A 24247-nucleotide genomic window follows, 5' to 3' on the forward strand; every position below is an offset into this window, starting at 1 on the left:
AAAAAAGGAATCTGAAAGCCTTATATTTACTGGCTTAGAGATTCCGAGAGATTATCATATAGACAGGGAGGAATGACATGGGAATTGTAATAAATCTGGATGTAATGATGGCCAGGAGAAAAAAGGGCTTGAAGGAATTGTCTGCGGAAGTGGATATTACCATGGCAAATCTGTCCATCCTGAAAAATAATAAAGCAAAGGCAATCCGGTTTTCCACCCTGGAGGCGATCTGTAAAGCTTTGGACTGCCAGCCGGGAGATATATTAAGTTATGAACAAGAGGAAGGAGAGGATGAGAATGGACGATAAGATGTATTTGACCGCAACAGCCCAGGGGGAAGTAAAGGTCACAGGGGGACGGGCAGAGGAGAAATTAGGCGCACGTCTGCAGCGGATTGGAAAGGAGTTTGGTTTTTTCGGCGTTCTCAGCATTTTTTATGGTGTAAGCGCCAGCTTCTGCCTGTTTCGGAATCCTCTGGGGATTACAGTCCCTTTGTTTGTGGCGGTGACCTATGGGGCTGCATTTCTGATATTCAGAAAAATGGGGGTGCCCATCAAGAAGGATTCTTATTTGCTGGCAGCCGTATCCCTTTTGATTGGGCTTTCCGCCTGTTTTACGGGTAATATGGCAGTTGGTTATTATATGAACCGTCTGGCTCTGATTTTGCTGTTCTGTATTTTCATCCTTCACCAGTGCCATCAGGATAATAAGTGGAATATAGGAAAATACATGGCTTCCATTGTTCTGTATCTGGCTCAGGCCGTGGGAATGGTTCTCTACCCCTTCCGTCATTTAGGGGAATATATACTGTCCCTTAAGGATAAACGGAGCCGTAATGTGTTCCGGCTGCTGGCAGGCGCCTGTGCGGCTGTACCGGCTGTCATATTCCTGTGTGTGCTCTTGTCTGGGGCTGATATGGTATTCAGGAACATGCTGTCAGTTGTCATTTCAAAGTTCCTCAATCCGGTTACCCTGTTCATGGTGGTGATCCAGACCGTATTCTGGTCACTGGCCATGTACTGTCTGGTCTGCAGTGCCTATGGAGGAAGCATCAGCGACGGGATGGTCAATGTACGCAGGCATTCGCCGGTGGCAGCGGTCAGCTTCATGGCCATGGTGGGTTTGGTTTATCTGGTATTCTGTGTCATCCAGATTGTGTATCTTTTTATGGGAAAGGGCAGCCTGCCGGAGGGGATGACCTATTCCCAGTACGCCAGACAGGGATTTTTCCAGCTTCTCTTTGTGGCTGTCCTGAACCTTGTGATGGTACTCATGTGTCTTAAGTATTTTCGGGAACATGTGCTGTTAAATGGATTTCTGCTTCTGGTCAGCCTCTGTACCTATGTGATGCTGGCATCCGCTGTGTATAGAATGGTGCTATATGTACAGCAGTACCAGCTGACATTTCTCAGAATTCTGGTTCTATGGTTTTTGGCCATGCTGTTTGTGCTCATGGCAGGGGTGGTAATTCTTATTTTCAATCATGAGTTTCCTCTGTTCCGGTTCTGCCTGGCTGTGGTATCCTCCTTTTATCTGGTATTTGCCTGGATGAGGCCGGACTATATAACAGCCCGCTATAATGTGGCGCACAGGGACAGCATTGCCGGGGTGGAGCAGAGCGACTTTATGCGCCTTTCCACAGATGCCGCACCGGCCCTGGAGGGAATGGAGGATTCCGAAATAAAGGAGCGCCTTCTGTCCTGGTATGCCAAAAGATACGAGGTTTGGGATGATGGGAACCCCATGGGACTCAGGACCTTTAATTTTTCAGTACTGAAAGCCAGAAATAAACTCTGAGAATTTCTCTATGAATCCCATGGTTTTTCATGTATACTATGAAAAGAAAAACGCGGATGATATGGAGCTGACAATATGAAAATAGCAGTGATGGGATACAGCGGTGCGGGGAAATCCACACTGGCTAAGAAACTGGGCAGGCTCTACGACTGCCCGGTTCTGTATTTGGACAGGATACAATTTGAGCCCGGATGGAAAGAGAGAAACCGGGAAGAAGCAAAACGTATGGCAGAGGAATTTCTGAATGAGAATCAGGACACGGGCTGGATTATTGACGGAAACTACGCTAAATTCTGCCAGGAACGGCGTCTGGAGGAAGCGGATCTCATTGTATTTATGGACTATACCAGAAGAATCTGCCTGTGGCAGGCGGTGAAACGGTATCTGGAATACAGGGATAAAACCAGGGAGAGCATGGCAGAGGGCTGCCGGGAGAAGATTGACTGGGACTTTGTGAAATGGATTCTCCGTGACGGGAGGGATGAGAACCACAGCTATCGGTCCATTAAAGCCAGATATCCCCATAAGACGCTGGTGGTCCGCAACCGGAAACAGCTGAAGGACAGCATGACAAGGCTGATATTGAGAAGCCGTGAGAGGACATTGGGATGAGACAGGAAGAACTTCTGATTAACCGCCTGGCCGCATATGCCAGGTCGGACATGTATCCCTTCCATATGCCAGGGCATAAGCGCAGGACGGGGCCGGAGGATTCCTTTATGAACTCCTGCGTGGACTCCTTTACAAATCCCTTTGCAGTGGATATAACGGAGATTGAGGGGTTTGATAATCTTCACCATCCAGAGGGCATTTTAAAGGACTCCATGAAATGGGCGGCAGATGTCTACGGTGCGGACCAGACCTATTATCTGATTAATGGAAGTACCGGCGGGATACTGGCAGCAGTATGCGGATCCGTTCCCAGAGGCGGGAGAATCCTGGTGAGCAGGAACTGCCATAAATCCGTGTACCATGGAATCTGTCTGAATCAGCTGAAAACCTCTTATGTTTATCCACAGGAGATAGAAGGATTGGGGATACAGGGAGGAATTACGGCTGAAGATGTGGACAGGATGCTTAACCGGTATATGGATACACAGGCCGTACTTATCGTATGTCCGACCTATGACGGAATTGTATCCGATATAGAGGCCATTGCCCGGATTGTACACAGGGCCGGGCTTCCGTTGATTGTGGATGAGGCCCACGGCGCCCATTTCCGCTATGACGCCATGTTTCCTGTGTCTGCCCTGGACCTGGGAGCAGATGTGGTGATTCAGAGCGTCCACAAGACCCTTCCCAGCCTGACCCAGACAGCCCTGCTCCATATTAAATGCAACCGGCCGGACGGAGGATGCTATGCAGACAGGGAGCGGATTGACCGGTATATCCATATGGTGCAGAGCAGCAGCCCTTCTTATGTGCTAATGGCCAGTATAGAGAACAGTATATACCAGATGGAACAGACGGATATGGCGCCCTATGGGAAACAGCTTCACAAGCTGCGCCGGAGGCTGGGTCAGATGAGGCATCTTCGTCTTGCGGATACAGGGCTTATAGGACAGGCCGGAATCAGGGACCTGGATATCTCCAAAATCGTGGTGTCTACCAGGGGAACCTGCCTGTATCCGGCAGAAGATGGATTGACCGGATTTACAGGCGCGCAGCTGGATGACATTCTGCGCAGAGAATATCACCTGGAGATGGAGATGTGCGGGGCAGATTACGTGACAGCCATTACCACGGTTATGGACAGCGGGGAAGGCCTGGAGCGGCTGGGGGATGCATTGACCAGGATTGACAGCCAACTGACGGATGCCGGTTATAAACCAGACGGGCGCAGCGGGAACCAGAAAAGTGTATACAGTATGCGGTGCGACACGGCCATGTCCATGGGAGAAGCCATGGAGGAGAACATGGCGTCTGTCGGTCTGGAGGACAGCGCAGGGTGTATTTCCGGGGAGTTTGTCTATATTTATCCGCCGGGTATCCCCATTGTGGCTCCCGGGGAATGGATCAGCAGACCCATTCTGGAAGTAATCCTGGAATACAGGGATAAGGGGCTTCCGGTACAGGGGCCTGCGGACCAATCCCTAAGGACCATCCGGGTTGTGCAGAAGGATTGATTTTATATTAAGACGGAATGAGAACTGACTGAGATTAGAAAGTGCAGAGAGAATCATGGGAAAGATATTTTATGTCATGGGCAAGAGTGCCTCGGGAAAAGATACCATATATAAGAAGCTCCACAGCAGAATGCCGGAACTTAAGACAGTTACCATGTATACCACCAGACCCATACGGGACGGGGAACACAATGGGGTGGAGTATTTTTTTGTGGACCCCTCCTATCTGGACCAGTGCAGGAAAGATGGTATTTTAATTGAATGCCGGACGTATGACACGGTATACGGCCCGTGGAGTTATTTTACAGCGGACGATGGGCAGATCGATCTGAAAACAGGCAATTATCTGATTATGGGAACTCTGGAATCCTACGGGAAGATGCGTGCTTATTATGGAGAGGAAGCCCTTGTTCCTATCTATATTCATGTAGAGGATGGATTGAGGCTGCGTCGGGCTTTGGAACGGGAGCAGCAGCAGACCGTGCCTAAGTATAAGGAAATGTGCAGGCGTTTTCTGGCAGATGAGGAGGATTTCAGCCCCAGCCATCTGGAACAGAGCAATATAACAAGGCAGTATGAAAATGTAGTGCTGGAGGATTGTCTCAGGGAAATTGTGCAGGAGATTGGGAGAGTTTGCCATACGCAATCAAATGCAGGACAGCCGGAAGTTCAGGACATCTGAAGCCGGATATTATAAAATACGTGCTGTGAAAGCCAACTGGATTCGGCTTTCGCAGCACGTTATTTTTGTATGAAAAATTATTATGTAAAGAATCAGTGCGCCACCTGGCCTCAGATACTGTGCACCGGCTTCTGGGGTCTTCCGGTCTGCGGATTCTCCAGATTATATTCATTAATCTTATTAAACAGCTGCCTGGCGCTGATGCCCAGCTTATAGGCGGTGGCTGATATGTTCCACCCCATCTGGTTAAGTACCCACTGAAGGTACTCCCTCTCGCTGCGGCGCTTGAATTCCCGCCAGGGGACGATTCCTGCCTGGGTAAAGGCGGTGGAAGGACTGTCGTCATCTGTTGTCTTCAGATTATAGAGAATCGGTATTCCTTCCGTGGTGATGACATGGTTCTTGGAGAGGACCACCATCCGGTCCACATGGTTCCTCAGCTCCCTGATGTTGCCCGGATAATCATAATTAATAAGAAAATCCCAGGCCTTCTCGTCGATGCTGTCGATTCTGATTTGGTTTACCCGCTGGGATTCCTCCAGGAAGAAGTGAATCATGTCCACCAGGTCCTCCTTCCTCTCCTTGAGGGCGGGGATGCGGATGACAATGGTACTGATACGGTAAAAGAAATCTTCGCGGAACGTACTGTTGCGGACCTTGGCCACCAGGTCGCGGTTGGTGGCGGTTATCAGCCGGAAATCCAGCTGCTTGCTGTTGTTGCCGCCGATTCGCTCGATTCTCTTTGTCTCAATGGCCCGCAGAAGCTTTACCTGGGTGGTCAGGTTGATGTCGCCCACTTCATCTAAGAACAGGGTGCTCTTATCAGCCAGCTCGAATTTTCCGGCCCTTCCCTTGATGGCGCCTGTAAACGCGCCCTGTTCATGGCCGAACAGTTCTGCTTCCAGAAGGGATTCCGTATAGGCATTACAGTTGACCGCTATGAGCGGCATATCGGAACGGCGGCTGCAGGCATGGATATACTGTGCAGCCACATCCTTGCCGGAACCGGATTCACCGATAAGGAGGACGTTTACATTGGAAGCTGCCACACGTTCACAGTCTTCCAATGCCCTCCGGTAGGCAGGGGATTTTGTGTTGAAAAAAAACTTTTTTTTCATATCGTTTTCGTCCATAAGCGTGTCTCCTGTACTTGATTTTTAAAAAATTATTAATTATGCATAAAATTGAGAAAAAATTAACATGAAAATTGTAAAAGAAGGGAAATGTGGAAGCAAAAAATAAAAAGAATCCCTCCCTACCCCCTATTATAACTGAAATTTATTTCACTATCAAGAAAAATAGTTCATGAAAAAAAGGAAATTTAAAATGGCCAGAAGTTAAAAGAATGACAAAATAGACAATATAGAAAACCTATAAAGGACGGAAACCCGATAGAAAAAATGTATTTCCGTTGGTTAAAAGGTAAAAAAATAAAAAAAATCCCGCTTTAGAAAAAGTTGGCACGATAATTGCTCTAATATTATGTGGAATGGAATCCTATGCCTAATAAATAAGAAAGATCTAAAGGGTGAAACATCATGTACATCGTAGTGACAAACAACGTGAAGTGCAGGGACAGATATCAGGACAAATTAAAAGTGGACTTCCTGGAAAACGGTTCCTACATTGATGTGTTAATCAAGGTGAGAAACTATATACATAAAGGTTATCGCCTGGAAACCCATCCTATGGCAGGGAGCCTGAAGCCTAACCAGATTCCTTACAAAACAATCATAATTTCCGACTCTGAGGTTGAAAAAGAAGAATTTTACCAGTTTGAGATGGTGATGGAGAACAGTATTCAGTCCTGTGAGAAATTCATGAAGGACAGACGGACTCCTGATTGGCCGGAAAATATACTGGAAGACTTCAGGGACGTGGATTTATCCTTGATTGAAGGAGCTGTAAAAAAAATAATATACAAGGAGGAGTGATTAGATGAAACTTGAGTTGGGGTGCGTTCAGATTAACGACATTCAGTTTGCATCGGAATCAAAAGTGGAAAACGGAACTATTTATGTTAATGCAGAAGAGTTGAAGGCACTTTTGTTGGAAGATGAAAACCTGAAGTCCGTTGAGCTGGAGATTGCAAAACCAGGAGAGAGTGTCCGTATCATGCCAGTAAAGGACGTGATCGAGCCACGTGTAAAAGTCAACGGAGGTGGAAACTTATTCCCAGGCGTTATTTCCAAGGTGGAGACAGTGGGAAGCGGAAGGACCAACGTATTAAAGGGTTCCGCAGTTGTTACCACAGGTAAGATTGTTGGCTTCCAGGAAGGTATCATCGACATGTGCGGTGAGGGAGCTAAGTACACACCATTCTCCCAGTTAAACAACCTGGTTGTTGTATGCGAGCCAATTGACGGACTTGCAAAGCATGCTCATGAGAAGGCTGTCAGATTCGCAGGCCTGAAGGCTGCTGATTATATCGGCAAGCTGGCTAAGGACGTAGAGCCTGATGAAGTTAAGGTATATGAGACCTGTTCCGTTAAAGAAGGAATTGAAAAGTATCCTGAGCTTCCAAGAGTAGCTTACGTACTTATGCTTCAGAGCCAGGGCCTGATGCATGATACATATGTATACGGAGTAGATATGAAGCAGTCCCTGCCAACCATCTTAAACCCAACCGAATTAATGGATGGTGCTATCTTAAGCGGTAACTGCGTATCTGCATGCGATAAGAACACAACCTATCATCACCTTAACAATCCTGTTATCGCAGACTTATTTGAACAGCACGGAAAGACCCTGAACTTTGTAGGTGTAATCATCACCAACGAGAACGTATACCTTGCTGACAAGATGCGTTCTTCTGACTGGACATCCAAACTTTGCGAGTTCTTAGGCGTTGACGGCGCTATCGTTTCCCAGGAGGGCTTCGGTAACCCAGATACTGACCTTATCATGAACTGCAAGAAAATTGAAGCAAAAGGCGTTAAGACTGTTATCATCACAGATGAGTACGCAGGCCGCGACGGTGCTTCCCAGTCCTTAGCAGATGCAGATGCAAGCGCTAATGCTGTTGTTACAGGCGGAAACGCAAACATGGTCATCAACTTACCGGCAATGGATAAAGTAATCGGATATCCTGAGGTTGCTGATATCATTGCAGGCGGATTCGACGGAAGCTTACAGAAAGACGGTTCCATTGTTGCTGAGCTTCAGGTAATCACAGGAGCAACAAATGAGATGGGCTTCAATAAATTAAGTGCCAGATAGGAGGATAAGATGTCAAAGTTAAGAATTGTTCATTATATTAACCAGTTCTTCGCTAACATCGGCGGCGAGGAAAAGGCTGATTACCAGCCAGAATTAAGAGAAGGCATTGTAGGCCCTGGTATGGCGTTCAACCAGGCATTTGGAGAAGAAGCAGAAATCGTAGCTACCGTTATCTGCGGTGACTCCTATTTCAACGAGAACGTTGAAGCTGCTAAAAAGACCATTCTGGATATGATCAGCAGCCAGAAGCCAGACGCAGTTATCTGCGGACCGGCATTCAATGCAGGACGTTACGGCGTTGCCTGCGGTACTGTTGCACTGGCAGTTAAGGAAGAGTTAAACCTTCCGGTTCTGACTGGTATGTACAAAGAGAACCCAGGCGCTGACATGTACAAGACCAAAGTATATGTGGTTGAGACCAAGAACAGCGCAGCCGGCATGAGAAGTGCAGTTGCCACCATGGCTCCTCTGGCACTTAAGCTTGCCAAGGGTGAGAAGCTTGGTTCTTCCAAGGAAGAGGGCTATATGCCAAACGGCATCCGTGTCAACTTCTTTGAGGACAAGAGAGGCTCTCAGAGAGCAGTAGAGATGCTGATTAAGAAGCTGTCCGGCAAGGAATTCACAACCGAGTTCCCAATGCCTGACTTCGACAGAGTAGATCCGAATCCGGCTGTTAAAGATATGGCTCATGCAAAAATCGCTCTGGTTACCTCCGGCGGTATCGTACCAAAGGGCAACCCGGACCACATCGAGTCCTCCAGTGCTTCCAAGTACGGCAAGTATGACATCGACGGTGTCATGGACCTGACAGAAGCTACCTATGAGACTGCTCATGGCGGATACGATCCAGTATATGCAAACGAAGACGCAGACAGAGTCCTTCCTGTTGACGTTTTAAGAGAATTTGAAAAAGAAGGAAAAATCGGCAGCCTGCACAGATATTTCTATACCACAGTTGGAAACGGTACATCCGTAGCTAACTCCAAGAGATTCGCTGCAGAGTTCGCACAGGAGCTGAGGAATGACGGGGTAGATGCGGTCATTCTGACCTCTACCTGAGGTACCTGTACACGTTGCGGTGCAACGATGGTAAAAGAAATTGAAAGAGCAGGAATCCCTGTAGTTCATATTGCAACTGTAGTTCCGATTTCACTGACAGTAGGAGCTAACCGTATTGTTCCTGCTATCGCTATTCCTCATCCTCTTGGCAATCCTGCATTGACCATGGAAGAAGAGAAGGAAATCAGGAGACATATACTGACCAAGGCTCTGACAGCACTGGAGACTCCAGTTACAGAGCAGACTGTATTTGAGTAAACCGTAATTTAGAAATCCGTAAAAAGAACATTGACCGGTCCTTCCAATGGTGCCTAAAGTTACCATGGTATGATTCAACAACGTTCTGAAAATGGTGTAATTGCACAAAAAAGAGTTTGCAAACTGCCTGTTTAGTGATAAAATGTTATTTGAAGCGGCATTTTGTGAACCCTGAAATTCAATTGATGTGTAAGGAGATATTCTGATGGACAAGATTTATGATGTCATCATTCTGGGTGCAGGTCCTGGCGGACTTGCAGCTGGAATCTATGCAGGAAGAGCGCGTCTTGATACGCTGCTCATTGAAAAAGGAAAAGACGGCGGCCAGATTGCCATTACAGACGAGATTGAGAATTATCCCGGACAGATGGTAGACGGCGAGAGCGGTCCTTCCCTGATTGAAAGAATGACCAAGCAGGTAGAGAAGTTTGGAGCTGAGCGTGTCAGCGATACCATTGTCAGCGTTGATATCGAAGGTCCGGTAAAGACACTGGTTGGAAGCAACGGAACTTATAAGGCACGTACCCTGATCATTGCTACCGGCGCTTTCCCAAGGCCAATCGGCTGCAAGGGCGAGGGCGAGTTTATGGGCAAGGGTGTTTCCTACTGTGCAACCTGCGATGCTTCCTTCTTCGAGGATCTGGAAGTATTCGTAGTTGGCGGCGGCGACTCTGCTGTTGAGGAAGCCATGTACCTGACAAAGTTTGCAAGAAAAGTTACTGTTATCCATCGCCGTGATGAGCTGCGTGCGGCAAAATCCATCCAGGAGCGCGCGTTCAAGAATCCTAAGCTGTTCTTTATGTGGGATACAGTTGTGGAAGAGCTTCACGGAGACGGCATCCTTTCCGGCATGACTGTTAAGAATGTTAAGACAGGCGAGCTTACAAGAATTGATGCAGACGAAGACGACGGCCTGTTCGGCGTATTCGGCTTCATCGGATACAACCCAAGAAGCGAACTGTTCGAAGGCAAGTTGGAGATGGACCGCGGATACATCAAGACCGACGAAGACATGCACACCAATGTGGAAGGCGTGTACGCAGTTGGCGATATCCGTGTAAAGAGCTTAAGACAGGTTGTTACTGCTGCTGCAGACGGAGCAATCGCTTCCATGCAGGTTGAGAGATGGCTTGCAGAGCAGAAATAAGTGATTCATAGTTGAGAAAGGGAGGTAATACCAATGGTAGATTTAACCAAGGACAATTTTGAAGAAGAAGTATTGAAAGCTGAAGGCACAGTACTGGTTGACTTCTACGGTGACGGATGTGTACCATGCCAGGCTCTTATGCCACATATCCATGCTATGGAGGGTGATTACGGCGATAAGATCAAATTCACCTCTTTAAACACCACCAAGGCACGCCGTCTGGCAATCGGACAGAAGATTCTTGGTCTTCCTGTTATCGCTATCTACAAGGGCGGCGAGAAGGTTGCTGAGTGCGTTAAGGACGACGCAACTGTTGAGAACATCAAGGCTATGATTGAGGCTAACTTATAATTTGTCCTCAGACAACCGCATTATTTTACTAGCAACCGTCAATACTGACGTTTGTCTATATTATGGCGCCGGGGCAATACCCGGCAGCCAAATCAAATACCAAAAATAAAATAAGGAGGAAAACGGATATGGCAATTTTGAAAGACAAAAAAGTCATCATCATCGGAGACCGTGACGGTATTCCGGGACCAGCCATAGAAGAATGCGTAAAGACCGCAGGCGCTGAAGTTGTATATTCTTCAACTGAGTGCTTCGTCTGAACGGCCGCTGGTGCTATGGATCTGGAAAATCAGAAGAGAGTTAAAGATTTCGCTGAGCAGTACGGCGCTGAGAACATTGTAGTTGTTCTTGGAGCAGCAGAGGGTGAGGCAGCTGGTTTAGCTGCAGAAACCGTTACAGCAGGCGATCCTACTTTTGCAGGTCCTCTAGCAGGAGTCCAGTTGGGACTAAGTGTATTCCATGTTTGTGAGAACGAGATCAAAGATGAGGTTGACAGCAGCGTTTATGACGATCAGATCAGCATGATGGAGATGGTTATGGACGTTGATGACATCGCTAAGGAGATGTCTTCCATCAGAGAGCAGTATTGCAAATATTTATAATTAAAATGTAACGGTCCAGAACAGTTACATTAGATGTAATTCCCCGGGAGGCTCTTCATGGGGTCTCCGGGGGTTTTGTGCAATCAATGGGTTTTTATTGCACAACTATGCTAGTACTGCATTGCGCAAGTTCCAGTATGATACATAGCTGTACTTTGCGGCGGAGCGAAGGCGGCCGCGGACTGAGACTTGCGCAACGCAGTACTAGATGTCATAAATTATGGTGAGGTGAAGGAATGAACGGTTATGCAGTTTTAAAGGGTGCCAGCTATACATTGGCGGTTACACCTGATATGGTTATTCACAATGGTACAACACAGACAACAGAGATGATTGTTAATCCTGAGTCAGAATATTTGAAGGAACTTCCAAGCCATTTGAGAAGTTTTGAGGATGCCGTTAACTATATGCCGAACCAGGTATATATTGGCAATGAAAAGCCACAGAAAATGGCTGAGGTTGGATTCCCATGGTATGATAAATTAATGGATGGAGCCAGCAAGGACGGCAAGTACGGCGAGATCATGCCAGAGGATGAGTTCTACGGCCTGATTCAGATCTGCGACGTATTTGATCTGGTTAAACTGGAAAAGGGATTTGCAGCTGACGTTAAAGCTAAGCTGGACGCCCATCACATGTTCACAGACGAGCATGTAGCTATTCTTGATAAGAACAGCGAGACAACACAGGAAGAAATCGCTGCTCTGGTAAATGACGAGCATGCAGAGCCTCTGTACTTCAACAATGTACTGGTTGGCGCTGTTAAGAGAGCTCATGACGTGGATGTCAACTTATCCGCACACGTTATGTTAGAGAACCTGGTAACAAAGGCTTCTAACGTATTATCCTTACTTAACTTAGTAAAAAAAGCAGGAGTTAATCCCGCTGACATAGATTATGTTGTTGACTGCTGCGAGGAGGCCTGCGGCGATATGAACCAGAGAGGCGGCGGCAACTTTGCAAAGGCAGCTGCTGAGGTTGCTGGATTTGTCAACGCAACCGGTTCAGACGTAAGAGGTTTCTGTGCAGGACCAGCTCATGCAATGCTTCATGCAGCTGCCCTGGTAAAGGCAGGAACATTTAAGAACGTTGTGGTTACAGCAGGCGGCTGTACCGCTAAATTAGGTATGAACGGCAAGGACCATGTAAAGAAGGGACTTCCGATTCTGGAGGACGCTATCGCAGGATTCTCCGTATTAGTAAGCGCTGATGACGGCGTAAGCCCACAGATCAGAACTGATATCGTGGGACGCCACACCGTTGGAACAGGATCCGCTCCTCAGAACGTTATCTCTTCCCTGGTAACCAATCCTCTGGATGAGGCTGGTTTAAAGATTGTGGATATCGACAAGTACTCTCCTGAGATGCAGAATCCGGATATCACCAAACCCGCAGGCGCAGGCGATGTTCCTGAGGCTAACTACAAGATGATTGCTGCTCTTGGTGTTAAGAGGGGCGAATTACAGCGTAATGAGATTGCAGATTTCGTTAAGGAGCATGGTATGACCGGCTGGGCTCCAACCCAGGGACATATTCCTTCAGGCGTTCCTTACCTTGGACTTCTGAGAGACGAAATCCTGGCTGGCGAGACAAAGCGCGCCATGATTATCGGTAAGGGAAGCTTATTCCTTGGAAGAATGACCAATCTGTTCGACGGCGTATCCTTCGTGGTTCAGGCCAACGATGGTTCTGCTTCAGAGGAGAACGGCGGCGTAGATGAGAGCAAGGTAAAGGCTATGATTGGCCAGGCCATGAGAGCGTTTGCCGAGGGTCTGATGGGCGAAGAGGAATAATTTTCACCGAGAGAAAGGAAATATGTTATGTCTGATAAGAAAATAAAAGCTATGATTGCTAATACTTTTCTTGAGGTGGCCGATGCTCTTGAAACAGGACAATATGGCAAAAAGCCGGTTATCGGCTTCGCCTCAGAAGGCAGCGAACATGGCCAGGATAATATAGAAGAAGCCATGAAGATTGCCGAGATGAAGGGACTTAAGGCTGTCCTGATCGAGGGGGAAGACCTTCATAAGAAGATGGAAGAAATGCTGGATTCCGGCGAGATTGACGGCGCTGTAACCATGCACTATCCATTCCCCATCGGTGTGTCCACAGTAGGAAAGGTTGTCACCCCAGGCAAGGGAAAGCCTATGTATATTGCCACCACCACAGGTACGTCCGACACAGACCGTATCAGCGGCATGGTTAAGAACGCAATCTATGGAATCATTGCGGCAAAGGCAGACGGTGTGGAGAACCCAACCGTAGGCATTGCCAACATTGACGGTGCACGCCAGACAGAGAAGGCACTTCTCAAGCTGGCTGAGAACGGCTATGATATTAACTTCGCAGAGTCCGTAAGGGCTGACGGCGGTATTGTCATGAGAGGAAATGACCTGCTGGGAGGAACACCCGACATCATGGTTATGGATTCCCTGACAGGCAACCTGATGATGAAGGTATTCTCTTCCTATACCACAGGCGGTAATTACGAGTCCTTAGGATTCGGTTACGGTCCCGGCGTGGGCGAGGGATATGACCGTCTTATCATGATTGTGTCACGTGCTTCCGGCGCGCCTGTAATTGCAGGAGCCATGGAGTATGCCACAAACCTGATTCGCCATGACTGGAAGAAGATTGCTGATGAAGAATTTGAGAAGGCAAATAAGGCCGGACTTAAGGATATCATCAACGAGTTAAAGTCCGCAGGCAAGAAGGACGCAGGCGCAGCAGCCGAGGAAGTGAAGATGCCTCCTAAGGAAGTAGTTACTTCACAGATTCCGGGTATCGAGGTAATGGACCTGGAGGACGCTGTTAAGGCGCTGTGGAAAGCCGGTATCTATGCTGAGAGCGGCATGGGATGCACAGGCCCCATCGTACTGATGTCTGATGCCAACAAGGATAAGGCACACGAGATTCTGAAGGCAGCCGGATACGTTAGCTAAGATAAAGCCATTCATTCATAAGTTATACATTTTCCGTGCCCGCGAAACATCGCTTTCGCGGGGCGGAAAATCAGAATAGATTTAAGTTTTCGCGATAACTTTTTTGAAAGTTTCGGATTGACATACAACTGAATACATGATAGTATATTAAAGTTAAATGCTATCCAAAAGATATGGAGGTAGATAGGTTGCTGGTGTGCCTCGCGGTCTTCAAAACCGTTGTGGGGGGTTAAGAGCCCTCTGGGTGGGTTCGATTCCCACCTCCTCCGTTTAAACCATATCTGTAGTGGAGGTAATATATGATGGAAGATAGAAGAGAGTTACTCCGAAAGATTCCGAAAATTGACGAGGTGCTGCAGGATGAGCGGCTCTTTTTTTTTACGGAAAGTACGCCCAGAGCAGTGATTGTGGACTCGGTCAGGGAAGTCATTGATGAGCTGAGAAAGGACATCCTGGAAGGCAGGCGGAGTCAGGTGGGGACCAAGGAAACGCTGATGACGGAAATTGTGGCCCGCATTACAGGCAAGAAGAAAAAGAGCCTGCGGCGGGTTATCAATGCAACCGGGGTGGTGCTGCACACCAACCTGGGAAGGGCAAATCTGTCGGACAAGGCCTGCGAGAGCATCATGGACGTGGCCAGAAATTATACTAATCTGGAATACGATGTGAAGCGGGGATCCAGAGGGTCACGCCATGACCATGTGGAAAAAATCCTCACCAAGATTACGGGAGCGGAAGCCGCCATGGTGGTCAATAACAACGCGGCGGCCACCATGCTCTGCCTCTCCGCCCTGGCAAAGGACAAGGAAGTTATTGTCTCCAGGGGGGAGCTGGTGGAAATCGGAGGTTCCTTCCGGGTGCCGGAAATCATGGAACAGAGCGGTGCCAGGCTGATGGATGTGGGAACAACAAACAAGACAAAGCCCTCGGATTATCTGAATGCCTACCATGAAGGTGAGACCGGCGCACTGATGAAGGTCCATACCAGCAACTACAGGATACTGGGCTTCACCCAGGAGGTGGAACTTCCTGAGATGGTGGAGCTGGGTAAGAAATTAAATCTTCCGGTTATCTACGATATGGGAAGCGGTCTCATGGCTGACCTGACAGACTGCGGGGTGGACGAGCCCACGGTTCTGGACGCCTTAAAGACCGGCATAGACGTGATTCTGTTCAGCGGGGACAAGCTGTTAGGCGGGCCTCAGGGCGGTATCATCGCAGGAAAGAAAGAGTACATTGATAAAATGAAGGCCCATCCCCTGGCAAGGGCGTTCCGGGTGGACAAGATGACGCTGGCGGCCATGGAGGCCACCTTCTTTGAGTATTCGGATATCCGCCAGGCCCGAAAGACCATACCGGTGCTGAACATGATAACCACACCGGCCGCAGAGCTTAAGGACAAGGCGGAGAGGCTGGCCGGGGAGATCCGCAGAACAACCCATCACTTCACCGTGGAGGTGGAGGCGTGCAAGGATCAGGTAGGCGGCGGTTCCGCCCCCACGGTGCTGTTGGACGGATATGCGGTGGCCGTTCAGGGCAGGACATTGGCGCCGGAGAAGATTGAGCGCCTTCTCCGCAAAGAGGAAATTCCAATTATTATAAGGATTACCCACAACCAGGTTTATCTGGATGTGAGGACCATCAGGGAAGATGAGTTTGAATATATTGTAGCAGCGTTTACCGCAATGGACAGCAGACAGGTTGAGGGGTGATGATATGCAAAATGTAATAGTGGGAACAGCCGGTCATGTGGACCACGGCAAGACATGTCTCATAAAGGCTCTTACAGGGACGGATACGGACAGGCTGAAGGAAGAGCAGAAAAGGGGAATAACCATTGAGCTGGGATTTGCCAACCTGCCCAATGACGCCGGAATCCATATTGGAATCATAGATGTACCGGGCCATGAGAAGTTTGTGAAGAACATGCTGGCAGGTATTGGCGGCATCGACCTGGTGCTTCTGGTGGTTGCCCTGGATGAGGGTGTTATGCCTCAGACGGTTGAGCATTTTGAGATTCTTAAGATGCTTCATATCAAGCAGGGCATTGTGGTGTTTACCAAGGCCGATCTGGTGGATGAGGACTGGGCTGAGCTTGTTAATGATGATGTGGACAATCTGGTTAAAGGTACCTTCATGGAAAAGGCTGACCGCATCCAGGTATCTGCCTATACCGGAAAAAATATTGATGTGCTGAAACAGATGATAGTGGATAAGGTAAGGGCGGCAGGCGCCAGACGCCAGGAGAAGGAGCTGTTCCGTCTGCCTATAGACCGTGTATTTACAATGGAAGGATTCGGCACGGTTGTCACAGGAACCCTTTTGGAGGGCTGCTGCCAGGTAGGCCAGGAGGTGGAGCTCTATCCCACTGAGAAAACCGTCAAAATAAGGGAGATACAGACCCACGGCCACAAGGTGGACATGGCCTATGCCGGCCAGAGAACAGCCCTCAACCTGGTTAATATCAAGAAGGACGAGATTAACAGGGGAGATGTTCTGGCTGCCCAGGATTCCCTTTTGAAAAGCCAGTTCATAGACGCCAAGGTGCAGTTATTTTCCTCCACGGACAGGGAACTGAGAAACGGAGACAGGGTCCACATCAATTATGGTTCAGCCCAGGCCATATGCAAGGCAGTTCTCCTTGATAAGGATGTGCTGTCTGCCGGTGAGGAGGCTTACGTGCAGTTCCGGTTTGACGAGCCTGTGGCTGTGAGGAGGAATGACCGGTTTATTATCCGTTTTTATTCTCCCACCATTACCTTTGGCGGAGGCATCGTGCTGGAGGCTGAGGCGTTAAAGCATAAGAGGAATCATGAGGAAGTCATTGACAGCCTTCATATAAAGGAGCTGGGCACTGATTTAGAGGTCCTGGAGCTGGAGCTTAAGGAGGAGAGCCGGTACTTCCCGGTTCCTAAGATACTGGCCGCCAAGCTCAACTGGACCAATCAGGAAACAGAGGAACAGCTGGAGGTCCTGGTCAAGGGGAAGAAGGCTGTCCGCCTCAGCGACGGAAGCTTTATCCACAAGGATTACTGGAATGAAATCACGCAGTACGGCACCGAACTCCTGAATCAGTTCCACAAGGAGAATCCTATTTCCGACGGCATGGAGAAGGAAGAATTTAAGAGCCGTATATTGGATAATTTCAAAATCCGGGAGTCCAAGAAAGCAGATGTCCTCCTGAATGAGATGATTAAGCGCAGCATTACGGTCACCATGGCAAGCGCCATAGCGGCAGCCGGATTTAATGCTGAATATTCCCATGAGCTTAAGGGGATGTTAAAAGACATAGAGGACACATATCTGAAGGCAGGATATGAGATACCGGCCACGGACGATGTGATCGGTAAGTTCAAGGACAAGAAGATGGCCAAACAGATTGTAAATGATCTTGTGAAAAAGGGTACATTGATAAAGATAAATCCAGGCGCCTTGATTCACAAGGACAACTGGGACAAGGCCATGGGACTTCTTAAGGGATACTTTGATTCCCACCCGAACATTTCCCTGGGAGATTACAGGGATCTGCTGGGAACGTCCAGGAAGTATGCTGTTTTATTCCTGGAGTACTGCGACCAGCAGAAGATAACAAAGAAACAGGACGATGTACGTATCCTTGTCCAGAAGTCAAGGTAGGCGGCTATGGAATTCAGACAATTAGAAGCATTTGTAAATGCGGTAAAGTACAAAAGTTTTTCAAAGGCAGCAGATGCCACCTTTCTGACCCAGCCCACAATCAGTGCCCACATCAATAATCTGGAGAATGAGATGGGGACAACCCTTGTGAACCGCACAGGAAGGGAGATAACCCTGACAAAGCAGGGGGAGCTGTTTTACCCCTATGCCATTGATATGCTTCATACCCGGTCCCAGGCTCTGGCTACGGTACAGGCCCAGTGCGAGGCGATGGACGGTGTTTTGGATTTATATGCATCCAGCATTCCGGGGCAGTACTATCTGCCCCGGCTCATAGGGGAGTTTCATGCCAAATGCCCCAAAATCCGTTTTTATGTGGATCAGTCGGACAGTAAGACTGTGATTGAAAATGTCATGAGCCAGAAGGGCGAGATTGGACTCACAGGCTATAAGATGCATAACAGTCTGGTGTATGAGCCTGTGTTTATGGATGAGCTGGTGCTCATTGTGCCTGATACGGAGAGGTATGCCCGGTGGAAGATGGGGAGCACGGTGAGCTTCCGTGATTTTGAACATGAGACCTTTATCCTCCGGGAGGAAGGCTCAGGTACAAAGCAGGAGATGGAAAAGGCGGAAATCCACGGTGTCCCGGTCTTTAAAAATGTGGACGTGATTGCCCGCATGAACAGCACCGAGACCATCAAACAGGCTGTGGCCGGAGGCCTGGGAATTTCCATCCTGTCCAGGATGGCTGCCGGGGAAAAGGAAGAAACCCACCGGATAAAGTATCTGAAGATAGACGGCCTGGACAAGAAACGGACCTTTTACATGGTATACAGCAAGAATATACGCCTCTCCCCGATAGCGGAAGCCTTCCGGGATCTTGTGATTGATTACAGGGACAGAAACTGGCAGCAGGATATCGGGCGGTTTATGTAAGGGTTTATGTAAGGGTACATGCAAGGTTTTCTGTAAGGATTTATGCAGGCTTATCCTGCATGGAATTTTGTATAGAAAATGTCTATAGTAAAAAAACATGCTATGTTTTTTTGAATTGGATTTGCCCCTTTCACTTTGGTAAGATGAAGGTAGTTTTACCAAAAGAAAAGGGGATATGATTATGAATCTGACAAGCTCTAAAAAGACGCTGCTCTTATCCGGAGTGGCACTGGGAATACTGGCATGTATTCTCGCTTACTTTGGCAATCCAAAGAACATGGCAATCTGCGTGGCCTGCTTTATCAGGGATTCCGCCGGTGCCATGAAGCTTCACACCGCGGCGGTGGTGCAGTATTTCAGGCCGGAAATCGTGGGTTTTGTCTGCGGTTCCTTCCTGATTGCCCTGGCTACCAGGGAATACCGTTCCACGGCAGGGTCGTCTCCCATGCTGCGCTTTATCCTGGGTGTTATCATGATGATTGGCTCCCTGGCATTTCTGGGATGTCCGCTGCGCATGGTAATCCGTATGGCAGCCGGTGATTTAAACGCATATGTGGGATTTCTCGGATTTGCAGCCGGTGTATTTACCGGAACTATCGCTTTAAAGCATGGATTTTCACTGGGACGGGCTCACGAAACCGGAAAGATAAACGGGGCAGTGCTTCCGGTTGTCCTGGTGGTGCTGTTTGTACTGAGCCTGACCACCACATTGTTTGCATTCAGTGAAAAGGGTCCGGGCAGCATGCATGCCCCTGCGCTTCTTGCCCTGGCTGTGGCCCTGCTGTTTGGCGCCATAGCGCAGAAATGCAGGACCTGTTTCGCAGGCAGTATCCGTGACGTCATTTTAATGAGGAATTTTGATTTGATTACTGTGATCGGCGGACTGTTTGCAGTCATGCTGGTGTTTAATCTGGCTACAGGCGGATTCAAGCTTTCCTTTGCAGGACAGCCGGTTGCACATTCACAACATATCTGGAATATTCTGGGACTTTACGCCGTTGGTTTCGCGGCTGTCCTGGCAGGCGGATGCCCGCTTCGCCAGCTGGTTTTAGCCGGTCAGGGTTCCTCTGATTCCGCTGTGACATTTCTTGGACTTTTGGTGGGAGCTGCTTTCTGCCACAACTTCGGGCTGGCAGCATCGGCAGCAGCTGCAGCTACCGCGGATACGCCCGCAGCTCCGGGCGGTCTGGCCATGGCCGGTAAAGCCGCGGTCATTGGATGCATTGTTATTCTGTTTATTATCGGATTTATGCCAAAGCAGCAGGAAGGGAAATAGGAGGTAAGAGATATGTATGAAGTAGATGCAAGAGGTTTATCCTGTCCTGAGCCTGTGATGCTGACGGCAGCAGCCCTTAAGAAGCACAAGGGAGAGCCGGTGAAGGTGCTGGTCAGTGAACCTCATACCAGGATGAATGTTGAGAAATATGCAAAGAGCCAGGGTAAGACGGCCACAGTAACCAAAAAGGGGTCTGAATTTGAGATTGTGATTGAATAATACAGATGTCCCGGATTCACAGCGTGTCTGAACCAGGGCTTCTGAAACCGGATGCTGCAGTGGAAGGAAATCAGGCTGTTTGACCGCCTGGTGACAGTCTGCTGCAGCATATTTTAGATACGAAAGGATTTATGGGATGAGAAAAAAAGAACCAAAATTAATCATTACATTTCATACCACGGCAGAAGCCATTGCCATGGAGAAGCTTTGTAAGGAAAACCAAAAGACAGGAAGGATGATACCGGTTCCCAGGGAAATATCCGCGGGCTGCGGCCTTGCCTGGTGCTGCGAACCTGACATGGAACAGGAGATGTCTGAGTTCATGAAGGAAAAGGGCATGGAACATGAAGAAATGGTCCGGCTCATGTACTGATTTTTAGGTGTATGCCAACAGGTGCCCTGTCTTATGTATGAATGTTGGGCGGACACCGGATTGTGATTGAAATTTCCCGATTGATTAGATGGGAAAGGGAGGCGCTATTATGATTTATTTTGACAATGCAGCTACTACCATGAGGAAGCCGGACTGTGTCATTGATGCAGTGTCGGACGCCATGAGGAATTTCGGCAATTCCGGCAGAGGGGCCCATGAGGCTTCCCTGGATGCGTCCAGGATGATTTATGAAACCAGGGAGAGAATTTCGGAGTTGTTTAACCTGGGAAATCCGCTGCAGGTTGCATTTACCAGTAATTCCACTGAAAGCCTGAACACGGCCATCCAGGGCCTGTTTTCAAAAGGGGACCATGTGATTACCACGGTACTGGAGCACAATTCCGTGCTTCGGCCTCTTTATCTGATGGAAAACCGGGGCGTCAGCCTGACGATTCTGCCCTGCGATGAAAAGGGTGTTCTGTGTTATGACCAGCTGGAGGAAAGCATACGGCCTGAGACAAAGGCAGTTGTGTGTACCCATGCCTCCAACCTGACCGGCAACCGGATGGATTTGGAGCGTGTTGGCGAACTCTGCCACAGACACGGAATCCGGCTGGTGGCAGACGCCTCCCAGACAGCGGGAGTCCTTCCCATTGACATGAAGAGGATGCATATAGACGTGCTGTGTTTTACCGGCCATAAGGGGCTTCTGGGCCCCCAGGGAACAGGCGGAATCTGCGTGGGAGACGGTATACGCATAAGACCCCTTAAGGCAGGGGGAAGCGGTGTTCATACCTATCTGAAGGAACATCCAGGGGACATGCCCACGGCCCTGGAGGCGGGGACGCTGAACGGCCATGGAATAGCAGGCCTCCATGCCGCCCTTGGCTTTATAAAGGAGACTGGGGTGGAAACCATTCACCGCAGAGAGGCAGAACTGATGCGCCGGTTTTATGACGGTGTGGTACAGATACCGGGAGTCCGGGTGTACGGTGATTTCACCTCTGATGAAAGGGCTGCCATTGTGGCCCTGAATATCGGGGATTACGATTCCTCAGAGGTCAGCGATGAACTGGCTGTCACCTATGGAATCTCCACCCGCCCCGGCGCCCACTGCGCGCCTCTGATGCATGAATCCTTTAAGACCGTGGAACAGGGCATGGTGCGGTTCAGCTTTTCTTACTTTAACACGGAGGAAGAGATCGATGCCGGGATTCAGGCAGTGAGGGAATTGGCGGCAGAGGAGTAGTCCGGACATATGATATAAAAATGGTGCAGAATCGGTGTTATAAGCCAGCTTAACATCTGATTCTGCACCATTTTTTGGATCTCGGTTTTGGTCCTCTAAAGGCCGGGCAAACTGCGGCAATTAAAAAATATATTTATTTTCCTTGACTTTTAATGATGCTGTGACTATAATGATAATAAGAACTATTATTATTTATAAGAGGTATATGATCAGCCTGATTCGATGCAGCAATTTACCGGATGTATCCAATTAGGGGAGCATAGAACGCCCCTATAAACACAAAAGAGAAGGAGGTTTTACATGAGAAGTATCACAACGTTGGATTTACAGTACGCACACAGGTTTTATGGTTTTAAAGGTGAAGCACAGTATCTGCACGGACACACAGGCATATTAACATTAGAGGTGGAGGACACGGTGAATGCAGGCGTCAATATGGTATTCCCCTGCAACGAGATCCAGAAAACAGCGTGGGAGGTTTTAAAGAACTTTGACCATGCCACGATTTTACGGGAGGATGATCCGTTGCTTCCTGCTCTTCTTGGGGTATATGAAGCTCAGGGTATCAAGGACGGTGCTCCCAACAATATTATGAAAGGTCCTGCTTTCAAAACAGATCTTGCAACAGCGTATCCGGAATGCCGTCTGGTTGTAACAAAAGAAACCATGACAGTGGAGGGCATGATTAAAATTGTCTATGATCTGTTAAAAGACAAATTAAACATCGTTAAAATAACCTTCACAAGCGGTGTAAACGCTGCGTCTGAGGAATTTAAGCCCCAGAGGACAATGGAGCGCTGCCCGTTATGCGGCATTGCTTTAGATGAAAATGGTGTCTGCCCGAAATGCGGTTACAGGAAATAGAACTGGTACGGAAAACGGGAAGCAGGAATGATTTAAGCTGATAGTTGGAATTAAGAGATTGCTGCGGCAGGTATACTGCCGCGGCTATTTTTTATATCCGCAGAAAATACGTTTGGTTGGATAATATGTATATATAAATATTAAAAATAGCATAAAATATATGCAATAGTTCAGAATAACAAAAGAAATGTAAGAATAACAAATGGAAAAACGCACAGTAAAGTCATATAATATGACTATCGGAGGTAAAAACTCCCAATGAATACGTGAACTGAAAATATGATATAAAAGGAGAGGTGTATTATGAAGAAACGGTTTTTAACAGCTTCACTGGCAACAATGATGGTTTTAAGCCTGGCAGCATGCGGCGGCGGGAAGGCGGCCGACACAACAACAGCTCCGGCAGCAACAGAGGCACCGGCAGATACCAAGGCGGAGGACAAAGCAGAGGAAACTAAGGCAGAGGAGACAAAGGCAGAAGCGGAAGCAGCAGGCGAGAAGGCTCCTGAGGATTATAAGGGAACCGTGGTTGTATATTCGCCCCATGACGCGGATCCTCTGAATGCAGGTGTTAACCTGTTTATGGAGAAGTATCCCAATGTTAAGGTAGAGGTAGTGGCGGCAGGTACCGGCGAGCTGTGCAACCGTATTGCAGCTGAGACAGCCAATCCCATTGCAGATGTACTGTGGGGCGGAGGCGCTGACTCCCTGGCAGCTTTCAAGGAATATTTTGAGCCATATGTATGTGCTAACGACGAATTCATAGGCGCTGCTTACAAGGATCCGGACGGACTGTGGATTGGCGAGAGCCCGCTGCCAATGGTTATCTTCTATAACAAGGACCTGATTGAGAAGGACGGCCTGACCATTCCTGAGACATGGGAAGACCTGACAAAGCCTGAGTGGAAGGGAAAGATTGCGTACTGTCTGCCATCCAAATCCGGTTCCGCTTACACACAGCTGTGCACCATGATTCTGGGCCATGGCGGCAAGGAAGACGGATGGGATTTCATCAAGAAATTATATGACAACCTGGATGGAAAGATTGTTGACTCTTCAGGCAAGTGCCATAAGATGGTGGCTGACGGTGAGTTCTATGTGGGACTGACCCTGGAGAAGGCTGCTGTGCAGTACAAGGATGACCCGTCGGTAGGATTTGTATATCCTAAGGATGGAACCAGCGCTGTGCCGGATGGAGTGGCCCTGGTTAAGGGATGCCCGAATGAGGAGAACGCCAAGCTGTTTATTGATTTCGTTACATCCAAAGAGTGCCAGACCGAGCAGAGCGGAAACTGGGGACGCCGTCCTGTAAGAAGCGACATGGAAGTTGGCGAAGGCATGGCTAAACTGGAAGATATTCCGCTGGTTGATTATGACTTTGACTGGGCAGCCAATGAGAAGGAAGCCATCATTGAGCATTTCAATGATATCATGGTAGATTAAACCTGTGGGAGTATTGCTTATAGATAAGCAGTAGAGATATAGAATCAGAGCAACACGGTGAAAAG

General features: G+C 48.5%; 23 protein-coding genes and 1 tRNA gene. 23 read left to right on the forward strand and 1 reads right to left on the reverse strand.

What is annotated here, in order from left to right:
* Positions 1 to 77 precede the first annotated feature (77 nt).
* From LI015_RS15275 to LI015_RS15295, 5 genes are all read left to right on the forward strand, one after another.
* The gene (locus LI015_RS15275) at positions 78 to 308 is read left to right on the forward strand and encodes a helix-turn-helix domain-containing protein (RefSeq protein WP_002565753.1); all 231 of its coding nucleotides are present in this window, start codon (positions 78 to 80) and stop codon (positions 306 to 308) included.
* Entirely contained in the window at positions 298 to 1797 is a 1500-nt protein-coding gene (locus LI015_RS15280; RefSeq protein WP_117627187.1) for a DUF4153 domain-containing protein, read from the forward strand. Before LI015_RS15275 ends, LI015_RS15280 begins: the two co-directional genes overlap by 11 nt.
* Positions 1798 to 1872: 75 nt before the next feature.
* A complete protein-coding gene (locus LI015_RS15285) occupies positions 1873 to 2409 on the forward strand; it encodes a DNA topology modulation protein (RefSeq protein WP_002565755.1) in 537 nt (178 codons plus the stop codon).
* Entirely contained in the window at positions 2406 to 3923 is a 1518-nt protein-coding gene (locus tag LI015_RS15290; protein WP_117627188.1) for an aminotransferase class I/II-fold pyridoxal phosphate-dependent enzyme, read from the forward strand. The genes LI015_RS15285 and LI015_RS15290 overlap by 4 nt, the downstream gene beginning before the upstream one ends.
* Positions 3924 to 3978: 55 nt before the next feature.
* Positions 3979 to 4605, forward strand: a complete 627-nt coding sequence (locus tag LI015_RS15295) for a guanylate kinase (protein ID WP_002565757.1) — start codon at positions 3979 to 3981, stop codon at positions 4603 to 4605.
* A gap of 110 nt (positions 4606 to 4715) precedes the next feature.
* On the opposite strand, the gene LI015_RS15300 is transcribed toward LI015_RS15295, so the two are convergent.
* Positions 4716 to 5738 (reverse strand): sigma-54 interaction domain-containing protein, encoded by a 1023-nt coding sequence (locus LI015_RS15300; RefSeq protein WP_002570817.1) that lies wholly within the window; start codon positions 5736 to 5738, stop codon positions 4716 to 4718.
* Between the two features lie 405 nt (positions 5739 to 6143).
* Here LI015_RS15300 and LI015_RS15305 point away from each other — a divergent pair, with 405 nt between their 5' ends.
* The 18 genes from LI015_RS15305 (at position 6144) to LI015_RS15390 (ending at position 24182) form a co-directional block, all read left to right on the forward strand.
* Entirely contained in the window at positions 6144 to 6539 is a 396-nt protein-coding gene (locus tag LI015_RS15305; protein ID WP_002565759.1) for a GrdX family protein, read from the forward strand.
* Between the two features lie 4 nt (positions 6540 to 6543).
* Positions 6544 to 7824 (forward strand): glycine/sarcosine/betaine reductase component B subunit, encoded by a 1281-nt coding sequence (locus tag LI015_RS15310; RefSeq protein WP_002565760.1) that lies wholly within the window; start codon positions 6544 to 6546, stop codon positions 7822 to 7824.
* A 9-nt stretch (positions 7825 to 7833) separates the two neighbouring features.
* Positions 7834 to 9141, forward strand: a complete 1308-nt coding sequence (gene grdB / locus LI015_RS15315) for a glycine reductase complex selenoprotein B (RefSeq protein WP_080548684.1) — start codon at positions 7834 to 7836, stop codon at positions 9139 to 9141.
* Between the two features lie 205 nt (positions 9142 to 9346).
* The gene (trxB, locus tag LI015_RS15320; RefSeq protein ID WP_002565762.1) at positions 9347 to 10288 is read left to right on the forward strand and encodes a thioredoxin-disulfide reductase; all 942 of its coding nucleotides are present in this window, start codon (positions 9347 to 9349) and stop codon (positions 10286 to 10288) included.
* A 33-nt stretch (positions 10289 to 10321) separates the two neighbouring features.
* Positions 10322 to 10639, forward strand: coding sequence for a thioredoxin TrxA (gene trxA, locus LI015_RS15325; protein WP_002565763.1), 318 nt, complete (start codon positions 10322 to 10324; stop codon positions 10637 to 10639).
* A gap of 128 nt (positions 10640 to 10767) precedes the next feature.
* On the forward strand, positions 10768 to 11241 hold the full coding sequence (grdA, locus tag LI015_RS15330; RefSeq protein ID WP_080548683.1) for a glycine/sarcosine/betaine reductase complex selenoprotein A: 474 nt from the start codon (positions 10768 to 10770) through the stop codon (positions 11239 to 11241).
* Between the two features lie 236 nt (positions 11242 to 11477).
* Positions 11478 to 13034, forward strand: coding sequence for a glycine/sarcosine/betaine reductase complex component C subunit beta (gene grdC / locus LI015_RS15335; protein WP_002565766.1), 1557 nt, complete (start codon positions 11478 to 11480; stop codon positions 13032 to 13034).
* Positions 13035 to 13061: 27 nt separating this feature from the next.
* Positions 13062 to 14183 (forward strand): glycine/sarcosine/betaine reductase complex component C subunit alpha, encoded by a 1122-nt coding sequence (gene grdD, locus LI015_RS15340; protein ID WP_002565767.1) that lies wholly within the window; start codon positions 13062 to 13064, stop codon positions 14181 to 14183.
* 175 nt (positions 14184 to 14358) lie between these two features.
* Positions 14359 to 14452, forward strand: a tRNA-Sec gene (locus tag LI015_RS15345).
* Between the two features lie 30 nt (positions 14453 to 14482).
* The gene (gene selA / locus LI015_RS15350; RefSeq protein ID WP_002565768.1) at positions 14483 to 15895 is read left to right on the forward strand and encodes an L-seryl-tRNA(Sec) selenium transferase; all 1413 of its coding nucleotides are present in this window, start codon (positions 14483 to 14485) and stop codon (positions 15893 to 15895) included.
* Between the two features lie 4 nt (positions 15896 to 15899).
* Positions 15900 to 17819, forward strand: coding sequence for a selenocysteine-specific translation elongation factor (gene selB / locus LI015_RS15355; RefSeq protein ID WP_002570816.1), 1920 nt, complete (start codon positions 15900 to 15902; stop codon positions 17817 to 17819).
* A 6-nt stretch (positions 17820 to 17825) separates the two neighbouring features.
* Positions 17826 to 18758 carry a selenium metabolism-associated LysR family transcriptional regulator gene (locus LI015_RS15360; protein ID WP_002565770.1) on the forward strand — a complete coding sequence of 311 codons (933 nt, stop codon included), beginning with the start codon at positions 17826 to 17828 and terminating at the stop codon, positions 18756 to 18758.
* 181 nt (positions 18759 to 18939) lie between these two features.
* Positions 18940 to 20034: a YedE family putative selenium transporter gene (gene yedE, locus LI015_RS15365; protein ID WP_119205842.1), complete on the forward strand. Its 1095-nt coding sequence runs from the start codon at positions 18940 to 18942 to the stop codon at positions 20032 to 20034.
* A 12-nt stretch (positions 20035 to 20046) separates the two neighbouring features.
* Positions 20047 to 20253, forward strand: coding sequence for a sulfurtransferase TusA family protein (locus LI015_RS15370; RefSeq protein ID WP_002565772.1), 207 nt, complete (start codon positions 20047 to 20049; stop codon positions 20251 to 20253).
* 136 nt (positions 20254 to 20389) lie between these two features.
* Positions 20390 to 20626, forward strand: a complete 237-nt coding sequence (locus LI015_RS15375; protein ID WP_002565773.1) for a DUF3343 domain-containing protein — start codon at positions 20390 to 20392, stop codon at positions 20624 to 20626.
* 109 nt (positions 20627 to 20735) lie between these two features.
* On the forward strand, positions 20736 to 21875 hold the full coding sequence (locus LI015_RS15380; RefSeq protein ID WP_118019470.1) for an aminotransferase class V-fold PLP-dependent enzyme: 1140 nt from the start codon (positions 20736 to 20738) through the stop codon (positions 21873 to 21875).
* 300 nt (positions 21876 to 22175) lie between these two features.
* Positions 22176 to 22739 carry a 6-pyruvoyl trahydropterin synthase family protein gene (locus tag LI015_RS15385; protein ID WP_002565775.1) on the forward strand — a complete coding sequence of 188 codons (564 nt, stop codon included), beginning with the start codon at positions 22176 to 22178 and terminating at the stop codon, positions 22737 to 22739.
* Positions 22740 to 23042: 303 nt separating this feature from the next.
* Positions 23043 to 24182 (forward strand): ABC transporter substrate-binding protein, encoded by a 1140-nt coding sequence (locus tag LI015_RS15390; RefSeq protein WP_002565776.1) that lies wholly within the window; start codon positions 23043 to 23045, stop codon positions 24180 to 24182.
* Positions 24183 to 24247 lie beyond the last annotated feature (65 nt).

The organism is Enterocloster sp. 210928-DFI.2.20, from assembly GCF_020554465.1.
Taxonomy (GTDB): Bacteria; Bacillota; Clostridia; order Lachnospirales; family Lachnospiraceae; genus Enterocloster; species Enterocloster bolteae.

Excerpts from the sequence above, each read along its gene's own strand:
- LI015_RS15275 (WP_002565753.1), top strand. The coding sequence starts at position 78 with ATGGGAATTGTAATAAATCTGGATGTAATGATGGCCAGGAGAAAAAAG.
- LI015_RS15280 (WP_117627187.1), top strand. The coding sequence starts at position 298 with ATGGACGATAAGATGTATTTGACCGCAACAGCCCAGGGGGAAGTAAAG.
- LI015_RS15285 (WP_002565755.1), top strand. The coding sequence starts at position 1,873 with ATGAAAATAGCAGTGATGGGATACAGCGGTGCGGGGAAATCCACACTG.
- LI015_RS15290 (WP_117627188.1), top strand. The coding sequence starts at position 2,406 with ATGAGACAGGAAGAACTTCTGATTAACCGCCTGGCCGCATATGCCAGG.
- LI015_RS15295 (WP_002565757.1), top strand. The coding sequence starts at position 3,979 with ATGGGAAAGATATTTTATGTCATGGGCAAGAGTGCCTCGGGAAAAGAT.
- LI015_RS15300 (WP_002570817.1), bottom strand. The coding sequence starts at position 5,738 with ATGGACGAAAACGATATGAAAAAAAAGTTTTTTTTCAACACAAAATCC.
- LI015_RS15305 (WP_002565759.1), top strand. The coding sequence starts at position 6,144 with ATGTACATCGTAGTGACAAACAACGTGAAGTGCAGGGACAGATATCAG.
- LI015_RS15310 (WP_002565760.1), top strand. The coding sequence starts at position 6,544 with ATGAAACTTGAGTTGGGGTGCGTTCAGATTAACGACATTCAGTTTGCA.
- trxB (WP_002565762.1), top strand. The coding sequence starts at position 9,347 with ATGGACAAGATTTATGATGTCATCATTCTGGGTGCAGGTCCTGGCGGA.
- trxA (WP_002565763.1), top strand. The coding sequence starts at position 10,322 with ATGGTAGATTTAACCAAGGACAATTTTGAAGAAGAAGTATTGAAAGCT.
- grdC (WP_002565766.1), top strand. The coding sequence starts at position 11,478 with ATGAACGGTTATGCAGTTTTAAAGGGTGCCAGCTATACATTGGCGGTT.
- grdD (WP_002565767.1), top strand. The coding sequence starts at position 13,062 with ATGTCTGATAAGAAAATAAAAGCTATGATTGCTAATACTTTTCTTGAG.
- selA (WP_002565768.1), top strand. The coding sequence starts at position 14,483 with ATGATGGAAGATAGAAGAGAGTTACTCCGAAAGATTCCGAAAATTGAC.
- selB (WP_002570816.1), top strand. The coding sequence starts at position 15,900 with ATGCAAAATGTAATAGTGGGAACAGCCGGTCATGTGGACCACGGCAAG.
- LI015_RS15360 (WP_002565770.1), top strand. The coding sequence starts at position 17,826 with ATGGAATTCAGACAATTAGAAGCATTTGTAAATGCGGTAAAGTACAAA.
- yedE (WP_119205842.1), top strand. The coding sequence starts at position 18,940 with ATGAATCTGACAAGCTCTAAAAAGACGCTGCTCTTATCCGGAGTGGCA.
- LI015_RS15370 (WP_002565772.1), top strand. The coding sequence starts at position 20,047 with ATGTATGAAGTAGATGCAAGAGGTTTATCCTGTCCTGAGCCTGTGATG.
- LI015_RS15375 (WP_002565773.1), top strand. The coding sequence starts at position 20,390 with ATGAGAAAAAAAGAACCAAAATTAATCATTACATTTCATACCACGGCA.
- LI015_RS15380 (WP_118019470.1), top strand. The coding sequence starts at position 20,736 with ATGATTTATTTTGACAATGCAGCTACTACCATGAGGAAGCCGGACTGT.
- LI015_RS15385 (WP_002565775.1), top strand. The coding sequence starts at position 22,176 with ATGAGAAGTATCACAACGTTGGATTTACAGTACGCACACAGGTTTTAT.
- LI015_RS15390 (WP_002565776.1), top strand. The coding sequence starts at position 23,043 with ATGAAGAAACGGTTTTTAACAGCTTCACTGGCAACAATGATGGTTTTA.